At 45.9% G+C, this 18573-nt stretch carries 20 protein-coding genes; 5 read left to right on the plus strand and 15 right to left on the minus strand.

Annotation, left to right across the window (positions count from 1 at the left end; genetic code table 11):
- The first annotated feature begins 81 nt into the window (after window positions 1-81).
- The gene (locus tag LSG37_RS08490; RefSeq protein ID WP_233079463.1) at window positions 82-696 is read left to right on the plus strand and encodes a transglycosylase SLT domain-containing protein; all 615 of its coding nucleotides are present in this window, start codon (window positions 82-84) and stop codon (window positions 694-696) included.
- 9 nt (window positions 697-705) lie between these two features.
- On the opposite strand, the gene LSG37_RS08495 is transcribed toward LSG37_RS08490, so the two are convergent.
- From LSG37_RS08495 to thrS, 5 genes are all read right to left on the minus strand, one after another.
- Window positions 706-1548 carry a DMT family transporter gene (locus LSG37_RS08495; protein WP_233079464.1) on the minus strand — a complete coding sequence of 281 codons (843 nt, stop codon included), beginning with the start codon at window positions 1546-1548 and terminating at the stop codon, window positions 706-708.
- Window positions 1549-1706: 158 nt separating this feature from the next.
- Window positions 1707-2066, minus strand: a complete 360-nt coding sequence (rplT, locus tag LSG37_RS08500) for a 50S ribosomal protein L20 (protein WP_008898705.1) — start codon at window positions 2064-2066, stop codon at window positions 1707-1709.
- Between the two features lie 16 nt (window positions 2067-2082).
- Window positions 2083-2280 (minus strand): 50S ribosomal protein L35, encoded by a 198-nt coding sequence (gene rpmI, locus LSG37_RS08505; RefSeq protein ID WP_040554869.1) that lies wholly within the window; start codon window positions 2278-2280, stop codon window positions 2083-2085.
- A gap of 97 nt (window positions 2281-2377) precedes the next feature.
- Window positions 2378-2935 carry a translation initiation factor IF-3 gene (gene infC, locus LSG37_RS08510; protein ID WP_086003567.1) on the minus strand — a complete coding sequence of 186 codons (558 nt, stop codon included), beginning with the start codon at window positions 2933-2935 and terminating at the stop codon, window positions 2378-2380.
- A gap of 12 nt (window positions 2936-2947) precedes the next feature.
- On the minus strand, window positions 2948-4858 hold the full coding sequence (gene thrS, locus LSG37_RS08515) for a threonine--tRNA ligase (protein ID WP_233079465.1): 1911 nt from the start codon (window positions 4856-4858) through the stop codon (window positions 2948-2950).
- Window positions 4859-5192: 334 nt separating this feature from the next.
- On the opposite strand from thrS, the gene LSG37_RS08520 reads away from it, so the two are divergent.
- Entirely contained in the window at window positions 5193-5393 is a 201-nt protein-coding gene (locus LSG37_RS08520; RefSeq protein ID WP_046520190.1) for a CPXCG motif-containing cysteine-rich protein, read from the plus strand.
- Window positions 5394-5433: 40 nt separating this feature from the next.
- On the opposite strand, the gene LSG37_RS08525 is transcribed toward LSG37_RS08520, so the two are convergent.
- Window positions 5434-6057, minus strand: coding sequence for a riboflavin synthase subunit alpha (locus tag LSG37_RS08525; RefSeq protein ID WP_233079466.1), 624 nt, complete (start codon window positions 6055-6057; stop codon window positions 5434-5436).
- Between the two features lie 56 nt (window positions 6058-6113).
- On the opposite strand from LSG37_RS08525, the gene LSG37_RS08530 reads away from it, so the two are divergent.
- Window positions 6114-7502, plus strand: a complete 1389-nt coding sequence (locus tag LSG37_RS08530; RefSeq protein WP_233079467.1) for an MATE family efflux transporter — start codon at window positions 6114-6116, stop codon at window positions 7500-7502.
- The gene (locus LSG37_RS08535; protein WP_233079468.1) at window positions 7459-8490 is read left to right on the plus strand and encodes a DUF3080 family protein; all 1032 of its coding nucleotides are present in this window, start codon (window positions 7459-7461) and stop codon (window positions 8488-8490) included. Before LSG37_RS08530 ends, LSG37_RS08535 begins: the two co-directional genes overlap by 44 nt.
- Window positions 8491-8690: 200 nt before the next feature.
- Here LSG37_RS08535 and atcC read toward each other — a convergent pair whose 3' ends face one another.
- The 9 genes from atcC to LSG37_RS08580 all read right to left on the minus strand — a co-directional run bounded on the left by atcC (window position 8691) and on the right by LSG37_RS08580 (window position 16197).
- Window positions 8691-9587: a cold adaptation protein AtcC gene (gene atcC, locus LSG37_RS08540; protein WP_233079469.1), complete on the minus strand. Its 897-nt coding sequence runs from the start codon at window positions 9585-9587 to the stop codon at window positions 8691-8693.
- Window positions 9588-9614: 27 nt separating this feature from the next.
- The gene (gene atcB / locus LSG37_RS08545; RefSeq protein WP_233007060.1) at window positions 9615-10376 is read right to left on the minus strand and encodes a cold adaptation protein AtcB; all 762 of its coding nucleotides are present in this window, start codon (window positions 10374-10376) and stop codon (window positions 9615-9617) included.
- Window positions 10376-10930 carry a cold adaptation protein AtcA gene (gene atcA, locus LSG37_RS08550; RefSeq protein WP_233079470.1) on the minus strand — a complete coding sequence of 185 codons (555 nt, stop codon included), beginning with the start codon at window positions 10928-10930 and terminating at the stop codon, window positions 10376-10378. Before atcA ends, atcB begins: the two co-directional genes overlap by 1 nt.
- 5 nt (window positions 10931-10935) lie before the next feature.
- Entirely contained in the window at window positions 10936-11232 is a 297-nt protein-coding gene (gene atcJ, locus LSG37_RS08555; protein WP_233079471.1) for a cold adaptation protein ActJcold adaptation protein ActJ, read from the minus strand.
- Window positions 11233-11337: 105 nt separating this feature from the next.
- Window positions 11338-12546: a type II toxin-antitoxin system HipA family toxin gene (locus LSG37_RS08560; RefSeq protein WP_233079472.1), complete on the minus strand. Its 1209-nt coding sequence runs from the start codon at window positions 12544-12546 to the stop codon at window positions 11338-11340.
- A complete protein-coding gene (locus LSG37_RS08565) occupies window positions 12536-12823 on the minus strand; it encodes a helix-turn-helix domain-containing protein (RefSeq protein WP_233079473.1) in 288 nt (95 codons plus the stop codon). The genes LSG37_RS08560 and LSG37_RS08565 overlap by 11 nt, the downstream gene beginning before the upstream one ends.
- Window positions 12824-12905: 82 nt before the next feature.
- Window positions 12906-13829 (minus strand): chemotaxis protein CheV, encoded by a 924-nt coding sequence (locus LSG37_RS08570; RefSeq protein ID WP_233079474.1) that lies wholly within the window; start codon window positions 13827-13829, stop codon window positions 12906-12908.
- Between the two features lie 390 nt (window positions 13830-14219).
- On the minus strand, window positions 14220-15455 hold the full coding sequence (locus tag LSG37_RS08575; protein WP_233079475.1) for a sensor histidine kinase: 1236 nt from the start codon (window positions 15453-15455) through the stop codon (window positions 14220-14222).
- A gap of 58 nt (window positions 15456-15513) precedes the next feature.
- Window positions 15514-16197, minus strand: coding sequence for a response regulator (locus tag LSG37_RS08580; protein WP_233079476.1), 684 nt, complete (start codon window positions 16195-16197; stop codon window positions 15514-15516).
- Between the two features lie 229 nt (window positions 16198-16426).
- Here LSG37_RS08580 and LSG37_RS08585 point away from each other — a divergent pair, with 229 nt between their 5' ends.
- Window positions 16427-18481, plus strand: coding sequence for a type II and III secretion system protein (locus LSG37_RS08585; RefSeq protein WP_233079477.1), 2055 nt, complete (start codon window positions 16427-16429; stop codon window positions 18479-18481).
- Window positions 18482-18573 lie beyond the last annotated feature (92 nt).

An 18573-nucleotide genomic window follows, 5' to 3' on the forward strand; every position in this document is an offset into this window, starting at 1 on the left:
GAAGAACAAAAACAACAGATGCCACTGAATCTCCCCCTACTTATGCTTACAGCTCTTTGTGCTTTATCGGCAACATCTGCCATGGCGGGCAGTATCAGCCATCAAAAAAGCTTAGATTACGCCGCCTGGTCGGAAAACAACCGCGATGGCAGCTGGACCCGAATCACAGAGCAGGCTGTGGCACAATCGCCACTGAGCAAGCTGGTGCCAGCCGATATACAAAACTTCTGCCCTCTGTATGCCAGTTTGCCGCAACAACAGCGCAGCAAATTCTGGGTTGCTTTGTTTTCCGCTATGGCTAAACCTGAAAGTAACTTTAAGCCCCAGTCGTTTTATCAGGAAAAATTTAAGGACGGCAAAGGTCGCCGCGTGATCAGCCGGGGTTTATTGCAAATATCCCACGAAAGCGCCAACCAAGCGCGCTATTCCTGTGATATTAAACAGCCACAGCATCTGCATGACCCCAAAGTGAATTTAAGCTGTGGTGTGAAAATCATGAGCAAGTGGGTGAAAACCGATGGTGTGATTAGCCAGCCAGGCTGGAGCAAAGAGCCCAAAGGCGGAGCTCGTTATTGGTCTACATTAAGACCACAACGCGGTAAAGTGCAGCAAATCGCCAACTTCACCCGCCAACTGCCCTTTTGTGATCCGTATGCAGACAGATCAACCAAAGCCAAATTGGTAGTAGCGATTTAAGCTGTGTCCTTAGCCTTGACGTGTCGTCAAAGTAACCAGGGCTATGCCGCCTAAAATCGCTATTGAAGCCAAAATTAAACGTAAACTAAAAGGCTCAGCCAAAAACAGCACTGCCCCCACAGCAGCCACCAAAGGCACACTCAGTTGCACTGTCGCTGCTGTACTGGCTTTTAAATAAGGCAACGCAGTATACCAAAGCGCGTAACCAAGACCTGATGTCAGAGCTCCGGATAATACAGCGTACCAAACACCATCTAAATCAAGCAAAAGCCCGTCAAGAAACACCAGAGCCAGGATCAAAGCCATAGGCACAGTGCGAACGAAATTACCTGCAGTGACTTTAATCGGGTCACCACCGCCTTTCCCTCGCAATGAATAAACTCCCCAGGCCACGCCGGAAAACATCATCAACAAACCAGCCCCTACAGGAGGTGCGGATAAACCCGGCAATAACAAGCCAACCAGACCAGCGCAAGCAAAGACAAAACCAAGGCTTTGTAACAAGCTAAAGCGCTCACCCCGCCAGAGACCATAGGCAATCATACTGGCTTGTACTGCACCAAATAACAGTAAAGCTCCTGCTGCCGTATTTAAGTTGACGTAAGAAACTGAAAATGCGATGGCATACACAAACAAAGCCAAAGCTGACCACCAATTTCCCTGACCTGCATTATGTTCTGTCCGGATTGAAATCAGTAGCCAAAGAACCAAAGCCCCAGACATCAGCCGCACCGCAGTAAAACTGACCGGATCAATATCAGTGTGGATCAAAGCGGCCCGACACAGTAACGAGTTACCGGCAAAAGCTAATAAGGCCAGAAGGGTAAAAGCGGCAACTTTAAAGTGAGGCATAGCTAATTTTCTTATCTAGAGACTGTAAAGGTCAGCATACCATCGTAAAAACAGAGAGTTAAATCAATCTAAGGGAAAAAGCAGCGTGCGGAGTTAGAGTATTTTTGCAGGGCAATAAAAAAGCCACCCGGAGGTGGCCTTTTACTCTGCTCAAAGAATTAAGCAGTTAAAGCTTCTTTTGCCTTAGCGACTAAAGCAGCAAATGCGCCTTTGTCGTATACAGCGATATCAGCCAGGATCTTACGGTCGATTTCAACAGATGCTCTTTTCAGACCATCGATGAAGCGGCTGTAAGATAAACCGTTCTGACGAGATGCAGCGTTGATACGCGCGATCCACAGTTGACGGAATTGACGTTTACGTTGACGACGGTCACGGTAAGCGTATTGGCCAGCTTTAATAACTGCCTGGAAAGCGACACGATAAACACGACTGCGGGCACCGTAGTAACCTTTAGCCTGGTTTAAGACCTTCTTGTGACGAGCGCGAGCTGTCACACCACGTTTTACTCTTGGCATTTAAAATCTCCTAATATTATGCGTATGGCAGACAACGAGCGATACCAGCCACGTCAACTTTTGCAACTAACGTTTTTGGACCTAACTGACGCTTACGCTTAGAAGACTTCTTCGTCAAAATGTGGCGAAGATGTGATTGCTTACGTTTAAAACCGCCTGAGCCGGTTTTTTTAAAGCGCTTTGCAGCACCTTTGTTGGTTTTCATCTTTGGCATAGTTAAATAACTCGCATTGTTTAAATTACAACGAATAATAAGGCGATAAAAAACGCCGCTTTATTCAAGCGGCGTATCTTATGCTTGAAAGCTCTTATTACTTCTTATTTGGGGCCAGCATCATGACCATCTGGCGACCCTCAACACGGCTTGGGAAAGATTCACAGATAGCTATATCTGTCATATCTTCTTTAATCCGGTTAAGCATCTCAATGCCGATGTCCAAATGCGCCATTTCACGACCACGGTAGCGGAGCGTTACTTTAGCTTTGTCACCCTCTTCAATGAAGCGACGCAGGTTGCGTAGTTTTACCTGGTAATCGCCTTCATCAGTTCCAGGACGGAATTTTATTTCCTTAATCTGGATCTGTTTTTGCTTTTTCTTCTGCTCTTTAGCAGCTTTGCCTTTCTCAAACAGGAACTTACCATAGTCCATCAACTTACAAACAGGTGGTTCAGCGGTTGGGCTAATCTCTACCAAGTCAGCGCCTGCTTCTTCTGCTAAACGAATAGCTTCTGAAGTGATTACTACACCTAATTGCTCACCTTCCAGACCTAACAAGCGTACTTCTTTAACGTTGATTTCTTCGTTAATACGGTTTGGTCTGTTCGCCGGTAAAGTTTTCTTTCCTACTTTAATAGTATGTTCCTCCAAGAGTGAAAATAATTAGACCCGGTTTTTAATTTCAGTGGTCAACTTAGTTACAAAGTCGCTTACACTCATTTTTCCGAGGTCTTCGCCCTTCCGTGTTCTTAACGCGATATCACCGGCTTCAACTTCTTTGTCACCGACTACCACTAAATAAGGAACACGCTGTAGCGTGTGCTCGCGGATTTTAAAGCCTATCTTCTCATTTCTCAAGTCAGAAATTGCTCTAATACCATGAGATTTGAAAGTTTTTACTAAATCCTGCACATATTCGGCCTGATTATCGGTAATATTCATCACCACAACCTGAGTTGGGGCCAACCAGGCTGGAAAAAAGCCTGCATATTCTTCAATCAGAATTCCGATAAAACGCTCCAGCGAGCCTAAAATCGCACGGTGGATCATCACTGGTACTTGTCTGTCGTTGCCTTCAGCAACAAAACTTGCACCTAAACGACCCGGTAAAGCGAAATCGAGCTGCACTGTACCACATTGCCAGGCGCGGCCTAAGCAATCGTGTAAAGTAAATTCAATTTTAGGGCCATAAAAGGCACCTTCACCATGCTGCAAGTCATAAGCTATGCCATTGGCATCCAAAGCTTCTGCTAACCCCTGCTCAGCACGGTGCCACATTTCGTCGGTACCAATGCGTTTTTCCGGCCTAGTGGATAATTTCACCTGTACGTCTTTGAAACCAAAAGTGCTGTACACGTCGAAGACCATTTTGATACAAGCCGATACTTCAGCCTGCACCTGATCTTCAGTACAGAAGATATGGGCGTCATCCTGCGTAAAACCACGCACCCGCATCAGGCCGTGTAAACCACCTGATGGCTCGTTACGGTGACAGCAACCAAACTCAGCCATACGCAGCGGTAAATCACGGTACGACTTTAAGCCCTGGTTAAAAATCTGCACATGGCCAGGACAGTTCATAGGCTTGATGGCGTAATCACGGTTTTCAGAACTGGTGACAAACATATTGTCAGAGTACTTTTCCCAGTGACCGGATTTTTCCCACAGCACTTTGTCCATCATAAATGGACCTTTGACTTCCTGGTAATCGTATTCGCCCAGCTTTTCACGAACAAAAGTTTCCAGCTCGCGGAAAATAGTCCAGCCGTCGTTGTGCCAGAACACCATGCCTGGTGCTTCTTCCTGCCAGTGGAATAAACCTAAAGCTTTACCAATTTTACGGTGGTCACGCTTTTCCGCTTCTTCCAGTTGCAGTAAATAAGCAGCTAATTGCTTTTTATCAGCCCATGCTGTGCCGTATACACGTTGCAGCATTTTGTTTTTCGCGTCACCACGCCAGTACGCGCCCGCCACTTTCATCACTTTAAAGTGTTGGCAGAAACGCATATTTGGCACGTGAGGGCCACGGCACATGTCGATGTATTCTTCGTGATGGTATAAACCCGGCTGGTCGTCTTTGGCGACGTTCTGATCGAGTATTTCCATTTTGTAGCTTTCGCCACGTGCAGCGAAGGTGTCATAAGCCTGTTGCCAGCTTACTTTTTTCTTCACTACGTCATATTCGGTTTTGGCCAGTTGCAGCATGCGCTCTTCAAGTTGCGCTAAGTCATCGCTGCTGATTGGACGGTCTAAATCAACGTCGTAATAAAAGCCGTTGTCGATCACAGGACCAATCGCCATTTTGGTGTTCGGCCATAACTGCTTAATAGCATGACCTAATAAGTGAGCGCAGGAGTGGCGGATAATTTCCAGACCTTCCTGATCTTTGGCGGTCACAATGCTTAATGAAGCGTCTTCAGTGATCAGCTCACAGGCATCAACCAGCTGGCCATTGATTTTGCCGGCTATGGTCGCTTTCGCTAAACCAGGACCAATGTCTTTGGCAACGTCTAATACAGATAAAGGGGCGTCAAATGAACGCTGACTACCGTCAGGTAAAGTAATAACTGGCATGATAAGTCCTCACAGTGGTGGCCCATACCAAGGGTCACGTGTTGATTCAATTAAATTTCAGGGAATGCTTTTTGCGGTTCAACCTTACGAGCGGTAGAACAAAACAGTACAACACGTAGTTGTGACTGTTTTTAACAAAAAGCGGCTGCATCATAACAGCTACGGCGCTTTATCGGCAACAAGAGGCTAAACCTCAGCCACAAAACTGCAATTTTTCGACTGAAGGCATTTTTACGCCTACACTGAATACAGGTTCAGGAGCATTATTCAGAAGGATCTGCAGATAGTCAGTCGCTTGCCCCTGCTGCAACAGGAGCCAGCAAAAGGAGGATCTATGGATTTATTACATAAAACTATTCTTTGCCCTTTCTGCGGCCATCCCACTCATATCACCCTGGATATCAGTGGCGACGATCAGGACGACATTGAAGATTGCAGCAACTGCTGCAACCCTATTCATGTGCAAACCCATAAAGATGAACTGCATAACAAAGTGCAGGTGTTTATTGACGCTGAAGATGAGCAGTATTACTAAGATTTACCTCATCATCAGCCGGATAGGATAAACCCATCCCCTACAAGGACTTTGCGGCGAGGATCCGCTCAACTGTATCTACTATAGTGACGGTTTGCTGATCCAGTTCAATATTGACCCTGTCACCTGCTTTGCGTTGGCCTAAAGTGGTCACGTCCAGGGTTTCAGGTATTAAATGCAGGCTAAAACTTGTGGCGGTGACTTCACCGACCGTCAGGCTGATGCCATCAATACTGATAAAGCCCTTACTCAATACGTAGTTTTTAAACTCTGGCTTGAGCTCAATATCCACCCGCCAGTTCGCACCAGTTTGTGTGACAGCTAAAATTAAAGCCGTGCCATGCACATGACCTGACACCAGATGCCCACCAATTTCACGGCCAAAAGTTAAAGAGCGTTCAAAGTTCACCAAAGCGCCACTCGTTAAAGCACCTAAGTTGGTTTTGGCTAAGGTTTCATCAATTACATCAAAGCTAACCTGGCCTAATGGCGGTTGCTGATGAAATTCGGTAGCCGTTAAACAAGTGCCATTGACTGAGATACTGGCGCCCCGCTCCAGGTTTTGCAGTAATTGCGCAGGTACTTCAAGAGTTAAGCGACGAAACTGCTCTTGGTCGCTGATTTCACTGACTTTAACTTTTGCCTGTACTATTCCGGTAAACATAAAGCCTCTGCTGTGCTATCTTTACGGCGTTTTTCGCCTGTCTGACAAGAGTTGTTATGTTACCTTTTTCCCGCTTTGAAGCAAAAACCATTCTGAAATTATCCGGCCCTATTATGCTGGCGCAGCTGACCCAAACCATGATGTTTGTGATTGATACTATTATGGCAGGTCGTGTTAGTGCACTGGATATGGCCGCTATTGCTGTGGCTTCTGCCATTTGGTTGCCAATTATTTTGACCTTGCAGGGGTTATTGTTGGCACTGACTCCTATTATTTCTCAGCTTTATGGTGCGAAAAACCATAAAGCCATTCCACATAACGCGCTGCAAGGCTTTTATCTGGCGATGGTACTGGCGACAGTGATTGTCATCGCCATGCAGTATATCCACCTGCCACTGCAGTACTTGTCGATGGAAGATAATCTGCGCGAGAAAGCAGTCGATTATCTGGTCTATGTCAGCTACGGCGTTTATCCGGCCGCTGGTTATATGATCTTTCGTAACCTGTTTGAAGGCATAGGCAATACCAAAGCCACCATGTGGATAGCCTTTGTCGGTATTCTGGTAAATATTCCGGCTAACTATGTGTTTATTTACGGCAAGCTGGGTATGCCGGCTTTAGGCGGCGCTGGCTGCGGTGTGGCGACTTCTTTAGTCTTTCTGGCGATGTTTATTGCCATCACTATTTACGCCTTCAGAAGTCGCAGTACAGCGCTTTATATGAAAAAGCCGGACAGTATAAGGCCAAATCGGAAAGACTTATGGCAGATCATCGCTATAGGCACACCCATCGCCTTTTCGCTGTTTTTTGAAGTGACTCTATTCTCTTCAATCCCACTGATGATTGTGCATTTAGGCCCTATAGTGGTGGCCGGTCATCAAATTGCCAATAATTACAGCGCTTTGGTCTTTATGTTGCCTATGAGTATGGGTATGGCAACGACGATACGGGTCGGTCATCTGGTCGGCAGTAATGATGTGCAGGAGTTGAAAAAAGCCGTATCCACCGCAGTGCAACTGGCGATGATGATGGCGGTCGGCATAGCGCTGGTGACTTATTTTGGTCGTTTTTTAGTGGCATCGCTCTACTCTACCGATCCTGCCGTACTTGCAGTTGCGACTTCAATTTTAGTGTTGGCCTGTTTTTACCAGATTTCTGATGCAATTCAGGTGGTGTCAGCCTGTGCCTTACGTGGTTTAAAACACACCAAACCTATCTTTTTTATCACCTTTATTGCCTATTGGCCGATCGGTTTTGGTTTAGGTACTGTATTAGGTTTAACCGACTGGATTTTGCCCAAGATGGGCGCTCATGGCTTCTGGATTGGCATTATTGTCGGTTTATCCTGCGCTGCTGTGATGTTGGCGCTTATTCTGAAAAACCAAATCAGGCGATTAGAAGATGGCAAAATTTTACAGCAACAACAGACAGCGGCCTTTCACTAAAGTAGTAAGCCTGGTTGCTGTTATTTTTGTGTTAAGCGGCTGCAGCGACGCGGCCCTATCTCTGATGGATGACTATACCAGTCGGCTTAGTCGCACTTTGGCGCTGGAGATCCAAGACCCAGCGCCGCTGGATTTACAACCACTTCCCTCCATCACAACGACCAGAGCTGATATCACAGAAACCAGCATTACTCTGGTCGAGTTGGTGGCGACCCGGGCTTGTGGCCTGGATTTATTGCTGGGAGAACGTAATAGCAGCCTGGGTAAGGTCATGACTCCAAGTCAGCGCCTGAAGTACGAACTGGCATTTTTAAAGCAAGTTCAGCCTTGTTTAAACAATCCGGATATAGCACCCGATTTACAACAAAAGCTGGCCGCCATTGCTTCTGACAAAACCACACAAATCGATAAACATTGGCAAAATTTTTTGCAGCAAGATGAGACTTTGCGTCAACAACTGCATCCCTACCGTAATTTGTCAGAGCCGGGCTCGGTCGCAGGTGTGGCTGAAACTATGCAAGCCTTACATTCCTTGATTGCGCTACAAAAAAGTATTGTTCAGCAGAACTGGCAGCAGGCAAATAGCATCAATCCTGAGCAGGCTTTGGAAGCGTTATACAAAACCAATACGCTAAGCCAGTTGCAACAAAGCTTACGCTTCAGCCAAAACTGGCTGCAAAGTTTAAATCAGCAGTTAGAACAGCTTGATCTAAAAGCCCAATGCCCTGCCGGTAAAAGCTCAGACAAAGCAGATATTTTGAATACCATTTTACTGCAGTATTTTATTGCCAAAGTGCAGCTTTATTTAGCGCAGATAGACGGCGCATATCAGCAATTGTATCCGCTATTGCAGCAGCTGTATCAGGGTACAGCTTTGGCGCCAAGTATTCAGCAGCGTTTTGAAGCATCTAATACCGAATTAAAAGCAGAGTTAAAACGTCATGTGATTTGGTGGAAAGCAGTACAGCAGCTGTGCCCAAAAACTTAAAATGCTTTTAAGACACCATATCCCCTAAGTAATTGATGTTGCAGCGAGGCTGCAAGAGATTGAGACCCCAGGAGCATAGTTGTCCTATGTGCAATTGGATTGAAGCGAGAACTCGCAGGCCATGCTAACAATCCTATGCCGCCAACTACTGGGGCGAAAGCACGCAGCCAACAAAGCTGCGGCCTCAAGTACGACGGGGATTACATTTCGATGTATTGAGGCCAGCCTAAAAGAGGATTTAGCATGCCTTGTTTATGCTCGTAGGCATCACGCCGTTCTGGCGATGCATTTTCTGCCAACAGCTTTTTGTAGCCTTTGGCAAACTGCAAAGTGCGAACTAAAGCGGCATGGAAGTTTTCACCCAGCTCTACTGATACAGCTTCAGAAAACCCAGCAGGCAATAAGCTAAGCACTTGTTCGGTATGAGCTTTGATAAAGGTTATGTCAAACCATTCATCGGCTAAATCGATATCGCGTAACCGCTGTTTTAAATCCTGCTTCACCTTGCCGCCTTTGGTGCAAAGACGATACAGCACTACTTCAGCCAGCATATCTTCAAGGTTGAAGTGCTCGAACGGGTCCAACTGGGTATGGTAGAAATAAGTTTGTTTCACCACACTGATGGCCTGACGGCGACGTGATTCACGCAGTGCCTGCTGATACACAGCCACACCTTGCCACTCTTCGATGTCGGGTGGACTGGCAATATCCTGCAGCAACTGATCTTCCACTTCACCGTACAATGATTTGCGGTTAGGCGTAAGTTGGCTTACCTGCGACAACATGCTCCAGCCTTTTTGGAAAGGTTTAACTATACCTTCAGGGCTGACCAGCAAAGCCAGAGCTTTATCCAAATCATGATCAGACAGTTCTGCCAGGCCCAAACTTGCCACGCCAATAATATCGTGGGCAGCTTGTTCTAACAGATGCATTTTGTATTTGTTGTAAAACTTGTCAGCAAACTTCAGGCTCATCAGCACAGCTTTGCTTTTGACCTGCTCCAGCTGCGCCTCTGACAGTTTTTGCTCTGCCTTGGCGTAATTCAGTACCTTGGTTAAAAAAGGTCCCTGATTGGCATCCCGCACCACTAACTGCATAACTGATCCCTTACTAAACACATAGCCTTAATCGAGGAAACTAAACATATCGTCCACTTCGGCGTATTCGTCTGTGGACTGGTTTTTCTCTTTGGCTTGCATCACAAGCTCAGCAGCAAACTTATTAATAATATGTTCCCAGCCGGAGTTTTCGTTACGCACCAGATTTTTAATCGCCTGCTCTACCTGCGGTGTTAACTGGCGAATAAGCGCCAATAAACTGCGTGGGTCGTCGTAGCCCAAGCCATGCACTTCTTCGTTCAGATGACGTTCGGTGTAGCTGATGGCTTCTTCTAAATCTTCTTCTTCCTCGTGCAATAAATCATGCACCTCGTCTTCATCTTCAATCACTTCGCCACGGTACAGCTCGATAAAAGGGATAGACAAGTAAAACAAACCAGCCGGATCTTCAGCTATGGCTTCCAGAATTTCAGCCTGCTTGGTTTCGCTGTCCTGAGTACGAATAAGGTAAGTTAAAAAATCAAAGGTATGCTGCTTTAAATCTTCCGCATTGTTTTTGATTTTCTCTTCCCAGTACAACGGCTGCTGGCAGACGATGTCGCGGATTTTTTCCGGTGTCATCAGCTCAGAAATAATGGAAGGAAACGAAATATCGTGCTGACTATTAATTTGGGTCAGAGTCACAATATCAATATTTTCAATCACTTCAACCAGTTGAGCATCTGACATGGTGTTGGCCATCAGCTCAAATTTTTTGCTGGCCTGTTTTGGCTCAACAATGGCAAGTTCTTTAATTTCCGCAACGGCAATTTCAATCAGACTATTCATCAGCGGCCTTCCCGGTTAAAGGTGATTTCATCGTATTGGTTATCGTAGCCTTCTTCTTCGTCCTCAGTGCCTTCGTAATCATCATCAGCATCGTTACGGAAAGAAGACTCGTCCGAATCGTCGTCTTCGTCATCATCTGTGTTACGTGGGCCTGGCGCTGCAGCTATATGATTATTCAGCATAAAAAGCACAGCACAGCTTTCAATCAGTAAATCTTCGTTGAATTCACGAATGGTTTTGACCAGCGGTAAATCAGCATTATTAAAAGCGACCGAAGTTTTAAACTCATCCCATACCGGCATGATGTTTTTGGCAAGCCAGGCAGACCATTTCAGATTGGCTTCAGGGGTGAATTTAACCCGGCCAAATAAAGCCACAGGCAAATATTCAGGCACTGAATGCAACATCTTTGGATCAGCCTGCAAAATGCTTTTGATTTGGCTGGTAAATTTTTCCAGCGCTTTTGGCGTATCCGGATCGTTGTAAGATTCAATATTTTCGTAAGCGTCTGTTTTTAACGCTTCTAAACGGTTTTTGTCGAATGTTTTGCTCATGAGTTTTAACCTTTTACGGACGGGTAATAACTATCCCACAGCTCTTTCATCGCTGCGGTCGGGTCCGGCACTATCACATTATTAAAATCTTTAATAAAAGCCGCGCGTTTTTTGGCGTCAGACAATACATCATAGGCTTCTTTTACCCGTTGTAATTGTGCGCCAGCCTGCTCTTTTTCATCATCGCTTAAATTCAGCAGTTTATCCGGATGATATTTGTTGGATAACCGCTTGTAGGCTTTTTTAATCTCGTCTTCATTGGCGCTGGCTTTCACGCCCAAAATGCGAAAATAATTAATCATTCAAAGTCCATTGAGTTAAAAACATAAACGCAGGTTTTTGCAGATCAACCCAAGCGCTAAAGTACGGCGATTCTAACAGAAAATTGCACTACTGCAGCAGCTCAATCAGTGTGGGATCAGAGCTTTTAGCACTTCAATGTCTGAAGCTGAAACACCAGCCTTGATAAAATGCTGTGGCCAGCTCAGCACAAGCTCTTCCGCCTCTGCCGCTATCTGTCTGGCTTTGTTTAGTTTTAAGCCAAAACGACTGCATTGGCTTAACGCATTCTCTACTGAACCGACGCGGCCAAAGTCTCCCACCCCCATTGCCTGCTGGCGCGAATTGTTCACAGGCACCATGTCGTAGGCTGGCGACAAGCGCCAGTGTTTGCTGGTTAAATCCAGTAGCAAAGCATGGTTGCGGCCATGATCGTCTGTGTTGCCTATCAGCAGATTAAACAGCATACGCCGGTATAATTCTTCGCTGTCTGAAGGCTCAACACTGTATTGGCGCAGTAGTTCAGCCAAAGCCGGATAGCCATAACTGGTTTTTAAGCTCAGCTCTGTCACCTTTTGTTCGGAGAATAAAGATTCAGCGCTGATAAAATGGGCATGGATTTGGCTGGCACTGCGATCAAAACGTTCGACCAACAGCACATCTTCAAAGCCGGTTTGCACCACTTTGCTATGGGCCACCCGAATGCCAAGCTGCTCGGCTAGGGTTAAAGTGGCGTGTTCAACTCTGGCCATATTCACCAAATCATCGGCTTTGTTAAATTTAACCAGATACAAAACATCGCCATCCTGCACCGAAGATTTAGGACGAGCGCCGCCCATGCTAATGCCGTACTCCAGCGCTTTTTTTGCTTCGGCACTTAAGCTGTTGTGGGCCAGCAGATCATTTTTACTTTGGGTCAGGCTCTGTAAATCAGCAAACAGGTTTTTAGCTATTTTCTTTTTGGCTTGATGCCGCGACAAACTAAAGGCTAAGGCACCTACGCCTTCACCACTGCCTGCCAGCAAAAAATCGACTTCGTGCGCAGGTTTAGTGCTGTGCAGTGACAACATCAGTTTACGGCCCCAGCTATCAGGAGCAGCGTCCGACAAGACGCCAAACACAGCTTTTGGCAGACGACAGATAAATTCCTGCTCAGACAAAGGCAAATGCAATGGGTCCAGTGGGAAAGCGTCGGCTCGTTCTAACCAGGATTTACCGTAACGGAAGTAGCCTGTCCCTGAAGCCAGATCCAACTGGAACACAGCACAGATCACAGCTTCTGCTTGCAGACCTTCAACAAATACATAACAAGCGGGTTTTAATGGATCAGAAATCATTATTCAGCCTTTGAGCCGAATGACGAAAACGCTGTCGTTGTTGTTCCTGCTCTTGCTGGCTCAGCCAGTCGGCAAAAGACCCCGCTAATCCCAGCACCAGCATGGCCTGCAGATAAGTACCCACAGCCACCTGAGCACTGCCATTTTCCAGCGCAGAAACGGTAGAACGCCCCACCCCCAGACGTTTAGCAAACTGACTTTGGCTTTCGCGCTCAGCTCTGCAACTCTGAATTAAAGTGCCCCATTGTTTTAAAAGTAGCTCGATGGAGTTGTGCATGGCATAACAGTCATTAAGTTGTTAATGACTGTTATAATAGGCAGCCATTTAAGAATGGTAAAGCAAAAAACAAATTTAGTGACTAGCTGTTCATCCACTGTTGCACTGCCGACACCAGTTCATCAGGGTGAAACTTGGCAATAAACTGATCAGCGCCGACTTTTTTCACCATGGCTTCGTTAAAGACACCACTTAAGGAGGAGTGCAGAATGATATGGACATGACGTAAATGTTCATTGGCTTTCACTTCAGCCGTTAAGGTGTAGCCATCCATTTCCGGCATTTCGATATCAGAAATAATCAGTGGTACTTTGCCAGAGATATCCCCACCCAACTCCTGGGCTTTGGCCTCCAACCAGTTCAGTGCCAGACGGCCGTCATTTACAGTCTCAACGTTGATGCCTATGGTCGATAAAGCTCGTTTCACCTGATTGCGGGCTACAGCTGAGTCATCTGCCACTAAGACAGTTAAATCTTTAAAGTCTGCATTTTTGGCTTTTTCTTTGACCGATTCGCTGACCGTTTCATCAACAGGAGAAATTTCGGAAAATACTTTTTCTACATCAATAATTTGCACCAGCTTTTTATCAACTTCAGTGACTGCAGTTAAATAATGCGTGCGCCCAGCGCCATGAGGCGGCGGTAAAATCTGTTCCCAGTTGACGTTGACGATACGGTCGACGCCACCCACTAAAAAGCCCTGGGTATTACGGTTGTATTCAGTCACCAGAATAAAGGCATTGGATAAGTCGGAAATTGGTTTACCGCCAGTGGCCTGACTTAAGTCGATGACAGTGACTGGAACCCCCCGTAAATGCGCTATACCACGCACATTGGGGTTAGCACCAGGCAGTTCGCTGAGTTCAGGACAACGTATCACTTCACGCACTTTAAATACGTTAATGCCATAAGGCTGAGGCCCATGCAGACGAAACATTAAAAGTTCGAGGCGATTTTGACCGACAATATTGGTGCGTTGGTCAACTGAATTCATCAAACTGGTCATAAGGTACACCTCTTCTTACTAAAATTTTGTCGCCCAGACAGGCTTTATAGCACCAACACAGAGTAGTACTGACTTAGCTAATCGACTAAATATCAGATTTACTTAACGTTTATTTTAACCCTGGCTCACTTTATTATGCACACAGCTTTTGGTAACACTGTTGATCTGCATCATAGCTTATCGCCTCAAAATGAAAAATACGATAAAAACTAAAAATTAGCAACAGTGTACAAGCAGAGCTGACACTACAAAACAGAAAAAACGCGAATGAGTTTATAGCATAGCTGGCATACAACAGATAAACAGCGGTAAATAAAGAAACTTTCTTCAATAAAACGGATCGGAACGGTTAGTAGTATCAGGCAGCACCTGAAGCAGAAAAACACAATACTAAAACACCTGAGATTTTTGTTTTACGGGTAATTTTAGTATCACAGATGTCTGGTTGCTGTTTGACAACCAGCTCACTTCTGCTCCAATGGCTTTAGCCCGGTGCAATTGACTGGCAAGCCCCCTGCCACCATTTTGTATAGCGTCAGTCAGTTCAAATCCACTCCCATTGTCAGTCACTATGACAACCACATAATCCCCGTCAAGACGAGTGCTTAGCGTTACTTCTGTGGCTTTGGTGTGTTTAATGATATTGGTGAAAGCTTCCTGCAAAATACGTAATACATGCAACGAAGTTCTGGGGTCAAGCCAATCCAGTGGAGGTATTTGCGCTACTTTCCAATGCAGTCGTACACCTGTGCTTTCAAGCCGCCCCCCTAAACGAAATCTCAAGGTGGCCAGCAGTAATAGCAAATCATCATCCACAGGCTCTATCGAATCAATGGCTAATTTCAAATCGTCGATGCAATCTTTCAGCACTCCGGCTAATTCGCCCGACTGCATTTTGCCATTTTCAACGACCCGCAACGCACTGACTAGGGACGAACCTAAACCATCATGCATTTCCTGCATCAGTCGTTGCCGTTCCTGCTCTAAAGTTTGAGATTTTTCAATAGCGCGTAATTTCGCATTGCTGCTGGCCAGTTCAAATTTCATAGTAATAGTAGACAAGGTTGTTTTTGTACTATTAAACAGCTGGCCAAGTAAGGCCACAAAGAACAACAACACAGCCATGCACAACGAACGGTAACTGATGTCCTCCATACTCCAGAGTTTAGAGGTCATGCCAATTACCTGAGGCAGAGAAAACGCGAGATAAAACAGAGGCACAGGCGATAATGTTGCCAGGCTTCCGCCCAACATACCGGCAAAAACGGCCATCAGTAAAACGCCTTCAACATCACTGACATTGCCAATTACCAACCAGGTGACCATCCCCCACATCATGCCGTCAACCAGATGCAACAAGGTATAGAACAGGGCAATTCGGCGGGTGTTTGCACCCAGTGAAGGCTGTTTCAGATAGTACCAGCTATAAAGCTGCAATAGCAGGTTTGACGATATAGTGGCCACAGCCCACCAATGCAGATAAGGCGTGTTCACTTCGTTGGACAGATTCCACCAGATCAGTAAACAAATAGGAATAATCACTATCGTGCTGCGAAAATGCCTCATCACCAATGTCAGTTGTTCCTGCAGTATCGGGTTTTCAGCAAAACGAAAAGGATTATGCATTTTTGATATTCAGATACATTCGGCGTCTTTGTCCATTGATGGATTGCAAAAGAAAGGGCTATTTGTCCAGCAAACCCTGGATCCGAGCTTCATAGATAGCCTCAGTTTTGGAGTTCACTTTGAGTTTGGCATAAATACGCCTGACAAAAGTAAGCACTGTATGATGCGAAACTGACAGCAATGCCGCAATTTCATTCGAGGTAAAGCCTTTGGTAATGAGTTCCAGCACTTCTTGTTCACGGGCCGAAAGCGTAACACAGCTTTCCCCTGCCGACGGCAAATTTTTAACCAATATCTGTTCTGGTCGAAACCTCATGAGGATCTTACGGGCAATCAGCGGACTAATTGGGCTACCGCCAGAATGCAAACTGCGTAGTTCATTGATTAAATTCTGCTGACTGCTGTCTTTTAACAAATAGCCGGTAGCACCAGCCTCCAGTGATTTCATCACATTGGATTCATCCGCAAAGGTCGTACTGACCATAATGTTGCAAGTTGGCCAGAGTTGATAAGCCTGTTGCACTAATGTGATACCAGAGCCATCAGGTAAACCTAAATCTACAATTAAAATATCGACAGGTGGCGATTTGAGTAGTTTTAGCCCGGCAGTAAGATTACCGCTGACCGATACCAACATCATGTCTGAAGCCAGCTTCAAAGCCTCTGCAACCGCAGTTTGAAATCCAGTGTCGTCGTCCACTAATGCAATTCGCACAACGGACGGATTAATTTGCTGCGACATATTCGAAAACTACCCCAAAAAAAGGTTTAGCCGAACATTGTTCTTCACTTTATAGCAGCAAAGGAGAAACAACATACTTTGATAACCATTCTTGCTATGTACCGGGCTATGTACCGGCGCATCTTTAGTTACACGCAAATAGCTGGTCGAGTATAGCCTAACTAAACCTTTGTTTAGTCTTCTGTTTGTCACTAGTTCTAGTGACAGACCCTCGTACCTTGATGCGCCTATGATGAGCGCACTTCACAGGGTTAAAAGACCTGCGCTGGCAAAGTTGCAGCGTTTTGATCAGGCAACAGGAGCTGTACCAATGTTTAAAGGGGTGCCATTTCCGGCAAAACAGCTTTATCCCTTCGCAGTTTCGCTGGCGGTTTGTAGCTTAGTCTCCTGCACAGCCAACACCAGTACAGGCTCTTTTCAGACAGGCCCTCACAAGTCGCTTGGTGTTGCCAGTGAACGTTACTTACACAAGCCTATTGGCCCTGTACAAGAAAATCTGACACAAGGTATCGCTGCTTTAACCGAGGGTGATGCGACAAAAGCAAATCAGGCCTTTAATACAGCCATCTCTCTGGATATGCATAACGCCGCTTTACACACAGCCAACGCTTTGGCTTATCAAATCAGAGCCCGCCACGGTGAGCGTGATTTGTTTGAACTGGCTGAAACTGGTTTTCTGATTGCACTTGAGCAACAACACGATTCTCAAAACGCTGTGCTGCAATTGGCGCATCTTTATCTTGAAAATAAACAATACAAACAAGCTCAGTTGGCTGCGGCCTATGCTTTGAAACTGGACGCTGCGGATTTGGAAACTTTGCAGTTGCTGGCCAGTGCTTCTTATTATTTAGGTGAAACAGAGCTGGCGTTGTGGGCGGTGCAGAAGCTGCGAAACATTGCACCTATGGATGCAACCACAAGCCGGATCTCGCCCATTATTTACGGTTCGGCTGGATTGACGGCCGAAGCCTTGGATCTCTACCAGAGCACACAGCAGAGTTTTTCAACACAAGACAAACAAAAGCTCAGTCAACGCCTTAACCAGTGGCAACACTCGTATCAATTCAATGATGCTGCAGAGATGAAGAATAGCACCAGTCCTGCCTTGCCTTTGCATGCTATTGCCGGGAGCGCTAAAGATGCCACTGCTACATCAGGTCCATTGATGTATGCCTGGTCAGACTGCGTACAACGCCAAACACCGGTTGCAGAAGAAAGTGATGAAAACTACAGCTCTGATGATTCATCAACCCAAGGTGTGGCCGTGGATGAAACCAAAGTATTGCCCAGTCTGCCCTCACCTTGTGTCGGACGGCCACTGCCACAGATGGCCGTTATTGATGTCGTCATTTTGCGCAACAACCAGTTGAATACCTCCAGCACAGGTTTAAATTTGCTGGATAACCTTGCCGTCAGCATTCAGAACACAACCAATAAAATAACCACCACCTCCTCAGGTGAACCCAGCGTCACCAACACCACTTTAACCAGAGATATAGGTTTGGGTACTTCGGCTGGCGGCGCCATTGCCTATTCGCTGAATATTGCCAATGTCACAGAGCAAACCACTGAAGTGGTCGCTCGCCCCAGCTTATTGGTGCTGGACCGACAGTCTGCTCAGTTTTTCTCAGGATCAAATATCGCGGTGGGGCTGGCAGGCAGCGATGGTGGTTCAAGTTCATTTAATCAAATCAATGTCGGTGTCAGCTTGTCTGTAACCCCTACTTTTATTGACGATGAACATATGCTGTTGAACGTAAAAGCCGCCCGCACCTTTTTTGAACCTATCACCGGCTCATCAACCTTCTCGCAATCCGTGCAAACCTCACGCAATACTGTGTCTGCCGCCACTAGTGTCAAAGTGAATGAAACCCTGATTCTATCCGGTCTGGTGGAAAGTGAAGTGATTTCAGGCAGCTCAGGTGTGCCATTAATTAAAGATATTCCGGGTATTAAAAACCTGTTTTCAAAAAGTACTCAACAGTCCTATAAAAAATCCGTGTTAATTCTGATCACCCCCAGACGTGTGCCGAGTTACGACAGAACACTGCAAGCTGCTGAAACCGAACAACTGCACGCTGAAGAACCCGCAGAAAGCATCAAAGAATTACGTCAGTTTGCCCACAAAGAACTGAGCGAAAAATGGCCGGAACTTGTCGCGCATATTCAACCTATGTCACGCAAAGCTCGCGCTTTTAACGCCAGAACCAATGACATTCAACTGGATGACTGGTCTGCATTGCCACGGATGAACAACATATTACAAGAGGTGGCTAATCCTTAAAGCCGAACTATTTGACTTGTAAATGCTTAAATTTTTTAACTGGATGCTCACTTAAAGCTGTGTTCATCCTAACCAACAACAACCGGAGTTAC

The organism is Rheinheimera soli (assembly GCF_021290985.1).
GTDB classification, from domain to species: Bacteria; Pseudomonadota; Gammaproteobacteria; order Enterobacterales; family Alteromonadaceae; genus Pararheinheimera; species Pararheinheimera soli.